At 74.4% G+C, this 6,310-nt stretch carries 4 protein-coding genes and 1 tRNA gene; 2 read left to right on the top strand and 3 right to left on the bottom strand.

The window, feature by feature from the left end:
* Positions 1-197: 197 nt before the first annotated feature.
* Positions 198-857, bottom strand: coding sequence for a LuxR C-terminal-related transcriptional regulator (locus tag IH44_RS0138585; RefSeq protein WP_030464529.1), 660 nt, complete (start codon positions 855-857; stop codon positions 198-200).
* 151 nt (positions 858-1,008) lie between these two features.
* Positions 1,009-1,081: transfer RNA gene (locus tag IH44_RS0138580), tRNA-Thr, on the bottom strand.
* A gap of 276 nt (positions 1,082-1,357) precedes the next feature.
* On the opposite strand from IH44_RS0138580, the gene IH44_RS0138575 reads away from it, so the two are divergent.
* Together IH44_RS0138575 and IH44_RS0138570 are read left to right on the top strand one after the other, a co-directional pair.
* On the top strand, positions 1,358-3,175 hold the full coding sequence (locus IH44_RS0138575; RefSeq protein ID WP_232795258.1) for an FUSC family protein: 1,818 nt from the start codon (positions 1,358-1,360) through the stop codon (positions 3,173-3,175).
* Between the two features lie 174 nt (positions 3,176-3,349).
* Entirely contained in the window at positions 3,350-4,258 is a 909-nt protein-coding gene (locus tag IH44_RS0138570; protein WP_030464527.1) for a hypothetical protein, read from the top strand.
* Positions 4,259-4,328: 70 nt separating this feature from the next.
* On the opposite strand, the gene IH44_RS0138565 is transcribed toward IH44_RS0138570, so the two are convergent.
* The gene (locus tag IH44_RS0138565; protein ID WP_030464526.1) at positions 4,329-6,140 is read right to left on the bottom strand and encodes an ABC-F family ATP-binding cassette domain-containing protein; all 1,812 of its coding nucleotides are present in this window, start codon (positions 6,138-6,140) and stop codon (positions 4,329-4,331) included.
* Between the last annotated feature and the right edge of the window lie 170 nt (positions 6,141-6,310).

Below are 6,310 nucleotides of genomic sequence, written 5' to 3'. Positions count from 1 at the left end.
TGACCCGCCTCCAACAGGTGCGCCGCCACCACGCTCCCCACGTAGCCGGCTCCGCCCGTGACCAGGTACTTGCTCATGCCCTCAGACCTCCGCGACATTTCGGGTGTTCCTGGTCCGGAGCATAGGGCACCCGTCTGAACCCCCGGCCCCGTCCGCGCCACCCCCGGACCGGCCCCCGCCGCCACCGGGCCCGGCCCTCAGGCCAGTTGGTCCAGCAGCCCGGTCCGGGCGGCCAGCGCCGCGGCCTCCAGCCGGGACCGCGCCCCCAGCTTGGTCAGCACCCGCTGGACGTGGGTGCGGGCGGTGGACGGGGCGATCCGCATCGCGGCGGCGATCGCCGCGGTGTCCTCGCCGTCCGCGATCCGGGCCAGCACCTGGACCTCCCGCCGGGTCAGCAGCCGCAGCAGCCGCAGCGCCTCGTCGTCCGGCTCCGCCACCGGCCACAGCAGGTGCTCGAACGCGGCCCGCAGCACGTCGACCGCCACCGCCGCCTCACCCGCCCGCACCCGCGCGATCGCCCGGTCCACCACCTCGATCCGCTCGTCGCTGCGGACGTACCCGGCCGCCCCCGCCGCGAACGCCGCCGCGACCCGCCCCGGCGCCCCCAGCGGGCCCAGCACCACCACCGCGATCTCCGGCCGCTCCCGCCGCAGCCGCCGCAGCGGCTCGAACGGGTCCTCCGGCCCGCCCGCCGTCCCCAGCAGGCACACCTCCGGCCGCCGCCCCGCCACCAGTTCCAGCACCGCCCCGCACGGCGACCCGATCCCCAGCACCCGGTGCCCGCGCTGCTGCAGGGCCGCCCCCAGCGCCTCGGCCATCAGCCGGTGGTCGTCCGCCACCACGAGCCGTGCGCTCATCCGCGCCTCCCCCTCCCGGGCCCGACAGACGCACCATCACAGCGCACAATCGCCCGGCCCGCCAGAGGCCCTCCGCCACCGGCCCCGGACGGCGCGCAGGACCTCGGACAACGCGAAAGGCCCCGCCTCCCGGCGGGGCCTTCCCGATCTGAGCCCCCATGCGGAATCGAACCGCAGACCTTCTCCTTACCATGGAGACGCTCTACCGACTGAGCTATAGGGGCTTGTTGCTCCGGGCGCCTCGCGGCTCCCCTTGCGACGAGGAAAACACTACATGCTCCGCCGACCGGTTGGGAAATCCGCTTCCCCCAGGTCGGAGGGCTAAACTGCCCGAGAAGACCCGATCTGCCGTGCAATGTCGCCCAGCAGCCGCGAACTCCCGTGCAGCGAAGGCGCGTGATCCTGTGTCAGCCCCCGGCCGCAGCCGTGCTTCCGGCGACCCCTCCGCGTGGTGGGCGCGGGCCCTGCGACCGAGCCGGCCGGTGGTGCCGCGGGTGCTGATGGTGCGGGCCGCGGTGGGGATGGCGGTGCCGCTGCTGCTGGGGCTGCTGTGCGACCGGATGGCGCTGGGGGTGTTCGCGGCGCTGGGGGCGATGCACGCCACGATGAACGACCGGGTGGAGCCGCTGCGGCTGCGGGCGCCGCGGATCGCGCTGGCGCTGGCCGCGTCGACCGGCGGGATGCTGATCGGGGCGGAGCTGCAGTACCGGGGAGCGGGCGGGCTGGAGATCGGACTGGCACTGACCCTGCTGGGGTTCGCGGGCGGGGCGCTGTCCGCGACCGGGCCCCGCGGGTCGGCGGCCGGGATGCTGCTGCTGGTGTCGGCCTCGCTGGGCGGCGGGATGGCGCTGCCGCACCCGTGGTGGGCGGCGCCCGCGATGATGCCGTGCGGGGCGGCGCTGGTGCTGCTGATGGGCGTGCGCTACCGCACCGACGTCCGCGCCGATCCGCGGGCCCGGGCGCTGGCGGACGTCTACCTGGCGCTCGGCGGCCTGCTCGCCGCCCTCGGCACCCCGGACGGCGCGGCGGCCCGCCGCCTGCTCACCGGCCGGCTCAACCAGCTGCAGGACCTGCTGCCGCCGCCCCGCCCCGGCCGGCCCGAGTCGGCGCGGCTGCGCTGGCTGCGCCGCTCGTACGAGGCCGCGCTGGGCGCCACCGAGGCGGCGGCCGGGCTGCTGTGGGCCTGGCGCCCGGTGCCGCCGGAGGTCGCGGGGCTGCCCGCCCGGCTGGCCGCGCAGATCACCGGCGGCCCCGAGCCGGACTATCCCGAGTGGCGGCCGGACACCCCGTCCCGGACGGCGTTCGACACCGCGCTGCGGGCCGCCGCCGACACCGTCGCGGGCCGCTGGGCGCCGCTGGACACCGCCGCCCCGCCGCCGCCCGACCCGTGGCGGCTGCGGGTGCGGCTGCTGTCCCGGGGCTCGGTGCGCTACGGGCTGCGGGTGGCGCTGTGCGTGGCGGTCGCCGAGGCGGCGGTCAACCTGCTGCCGCTGGACCGCAGTTACTGGGTGCCGATGACGGTGGCGTTCGTCCTGAAGCCGGACCTCGGCTCGGTGTTCCAGCGGGCGGTCAGCCGGGCGCTGGGCACCGTGCTGGGCATCGCGGTCACCGCGGTGCTGCTGGCGCTGACCACCGACCCCTGGGTGCTGAGCCTGGTCATCTCGCTGTGCGTGGCGCTGCTGCCGTACTCGACGGCCGCGCACTACGGGCTGAACACCGTCGTGATGACGCCGGTCGCGCTGCTGCTGGTGCAGCTGGGCGGGGAGAGCGGGGCCGCCGAGTTCTGGCCGCGGGTCCTGGACACCGCGCTGGCCAGCGGCATCGTGCTGGTCTTCGGCTACCTGCTGTGGCCCGACCGGCCGCCGCACCGGATCGAGCCGAGCGTCGTCACCGCCGCGGCCACGCTGCGCCGCTACCTGGCCGCGGTGGTCGCCGGGCGCACCGAGCCGGTCGCCGAGGTGTGGCTGCGCCGCACCGCGTACCGGGCGCTGGCCGACGCCCGGCAGCAGGTCGCCCTCGGCCTGGCCGAGCCCCCGCCGGCCGGCCGGCTCGCCGAGCTGTGGCTGCCGACCACCGCCGCGCTGGAACGGCTCTCCGGCGCGGTCGCCGCGTACGCCGCCCAGCTGCGCTACGGCGGGCAGCAGCCCGAGCCGGAGGTGATCGCCCGGGTGCTGCACTCGCTGGAGCGGATCACCGACGCCGCCCGCACCCACCGCCCGCCGACCGGCCGGACCGACCGCCCGACCGGCCCGCACGACCCGGAGCGCAGCGCGCTGGCCCGCGCCGCGGACGAGCTCGACCAGCTGCTGGACGGCTGACTCCCCCCGATCCCGGCTCCGGCCCCTCCGGCCGCCCCCGGGTGCGGAACCGCCCGGGCAAAGATCCGTACAAAACCCAATGCGGCTGTCAGGGCCCGCTGCCAAGCTACTCCTCGCCCGCCGGGACACCCCGGCGCGGTCACTTCCGTATGTCTCCATCTGGGGGGATGAACCATGACCATGCGAACGAACATCCGCGGCTTCGGGCGCGGGGCCGCCGGTCTCGGACTGGCCCTGGCGCTGGCCGCCGGCACGACCCTGTTCACCGGTGCGGCCGCGCACGCGCAGACCGTCACCGACGGCAGCATCGAGTTCGGCGGCGACCAGGGCGACTGGATCAGCGGGGGCCAGCAGCACAGCTTCGCCACCACCGCCCAGGACCAGCTGAACGTCTACGCCAACGACGACCACAGCGTGGTGAGCGTCTCGGTCGACAGCGCCCTCGGCCAGTACTGGAACCTGAGCTTCTCCGCGCCGCAGGGCACCGCGCTGGCCGTCGGGACGTACACCGGCGCCGTCCGCGAGCCGTTCGCCGGCCCGACCCAGCCCGGCCTGGAGGTCAGCGGTGACGGGCGCGGCTGCAACACCCTGACGGGTTCCTTCACCGTCACCAACGTGGTGTTCGGTCCGCACGGCTACGTGCAGGACTTCGACGCCAGCTACGAGCAGCACTGCGAGGGCGGCACCGCCGCCCTGCGCGGCGAGATCCACATCGCCAACGCCCCCGCCCCGGCGGAGCTCGGTCTCGGCGTCGGCGTCGCGGTGCAGGGCACCGCCAGCACCCTGGACGGCAAGGCGACCGTGCACGGCACGGTCACCTGCAACAAGGCCGTACCGGTGACGGTCAGCGGCCAGGTCACCCAGGTCGCCCACCGGATCCTGATCCGCGGTGCCTACGGCGCCACGGTGAACTGCACCCCCGGCGCCCCGGTCGCCTGGACCGCGCAGGCCGACCCGACCGGCACCACTCCGTTCCAGAAGGGCGACGTCGAGGTGGTCGCCAACGCGAGCGCCACCGACCCCGACTACCAGACCACGGTGACCGACACCCAGACCGTCGCGGTGTCCCTGCTCAAGTCCTGACGCCGCTACCCGGCCGGGGGCCGCGCACGTTCCCGTGCGCGGCCCCCGGCCGTCCTTCCCGCTGCCGGCGTCAGACCTGCTCGGCCAGTTCCAGCCAGGACATCTCCAGCTCCTCCTTGTCCTCGCGGACCTTGCGCAGCTTCGCGTCCAGCTCGGCGACCTTGGAGAAGTCGGCGGCATGCTCGGCGAGTTGGGCGTGCAGCTTGGACTCCTGCTCGTCCAGCTTGGCGATCTGCCGCTCGATCTTCTGCAGTTCCTTCTTGGCGGCGCGCAGGTCGCCCGCCGACAGGCCGGTGGACTCCGCGGCGGCCGGGACCTGGGCGGCGGCGGCCTGGGCGGCGGCCTCGGCCATCGCGGTGCGGCGCTCCAGGTACTCGTCGACGCCGCCGGGCAGCATCCGCATCCGGCGGTCGCCGAGCAGGGCGTACGCGGTGTCGGTGGTGCGCTCGATGAAGAACCGGTCGTGGCTGATCACGACCATCGAGCCGGGCCAGCCGTCGAGCAGGTCCTCCAGCTGGTTGAGGGTCTCGATGTCGAGGTCGTTGGTGGGCTCGTCGAGGAACAGCACGTTCGGCTCGTCCATCAGCAGCCGCAGCAGCTGCAGCCGGCGGCGCTCGCCGCCGGAGAGGTCGCCGACCGGCGTCCACTGCTTGTCCTTGCCGAAGCCGAACTGCTCGCACAGCTGCCCGGCGCTCATCTCCCGGCCCTTGCCGAGGTCGACCCGGCCGCGGACCTGCTCGACGGCCTGCAGGACCCGGGTGGTCGGGTCCAGCTCGGCGACCTCCTGGGAGAGGTACGCGAGGCGGACGGTCTTGCCGACCTTGATCACGCCGCCGGCCGGCTGCACGTCGCCCTCGGTGGCGTACGCGGCCTGCATGGCGCGCAGCAGCGAGGTCTTGCCCGCGCCGTTGACGCCGAGCAGGCCGATCCGGTCGCCCGGGCCGAGCTGCCAGGTCAGGCGCTCCAGCAGGAGCTTCTCGCCCGCCTTGACGGTCACGTCCTCCAGGTCGAAGACGGTCCGGCCGAGGCGGGCGTTGGCGAACTTCATCAGCTCGGACTTGTCGCGCGGCTCCGGCACGTCCGCGATCAGCGCGTTCGCGGCCTCGATCCGGTAGCGCGGCTTGGAGGTGCGGGCGGGGGCGCCGCGGCGCAGCCAGGCCAGCTCCTTGCGGGCCAGGTTCTGCCGCTTCTGCTCCTCGGTGGCCTCGATCCGGGAGCGCTCGGCGCGGGCGAACACGTAGTCCGAGTAGCCGCCCTCGTACTCGCGGACCTCGCCGCGCTGGACGTCCCACATCCGGGTGCAGACCTGGTCCAGGAACCACCGGTCGTGGGTGACGCAGACCAGTGCGGAGCGGCGGTTCTGCAGGTGCTTGGCGAGCCAGGCGATGCCCTCGACGTCGAGGTGGTTGGTGGGCTCGTCCAGCACGATCAGGTCGGGCTCGCCGAGCAGCAGCTTGGCGAGCGCGATGCGGCGGCGCTCGCCGCCGGAGAGCGGGCCGATCACGGTGTCCAGGCCGTCGGCGAAGCCCGGCAGGTCGAGGCCGCCGAACAGGCCCTGGACGATGTCGCGGATCCGGGCGTCGCCGAGCCACTCGTGGTCGGCCCGGTCCGCGATCACCTCGTGCCGGATGGTGGCCTTCGGGTCCAGCGAGTCGTGCTGGGTCAGCACCGCCATCTGCAGGCCGCCGGAGTGGGTGATCCGGCCGGTGTCCGGCTCCTCCAGCTTCGCCAGCATCCGGATCAGCGTCGTCTTGCCGTCGCCGTTGCGGCCCACCACGCCGATCCGGTCGCCCTCGCTGACGCCGAGGCTCACCCCGTCCAGCAGGGCCCTGGTGCCGTACACCTTGGTGACGGACTCGATGGTGGCGAGGTTGACGGCCACGAAGCTGCACTCCTGAGGAAGGGGCTGGAACGAGCCTCCAGCCTAGTGCCGCGCCCGCCCGTGCTCTCCGCCTCAGAAAGTGTCGGGTAATTGATCAACTGCGTGGCGTGATCACTGGCGGTGGTCGTCGCGGTCGAGGTGTCCACGATGATCGCCGCTATGTGTGTCTG

It is taken from the genome of Kitasatospora sp. NRRL B-11411 (assembly GCF_000721345.1).
In the GTDB taxonomy this organism is placed as follows: domain Bacteria; phylum Actinomycetota; class Actinomycetes; order Streptomycetales; family Streptomycetaceae; genus Kitasatospora; species Kitasatospora cineracea.
Note: the sequence above shows the minus strand (reverse complement) of the source record. Positions and strands in the feature narration are given on the sequence as shown.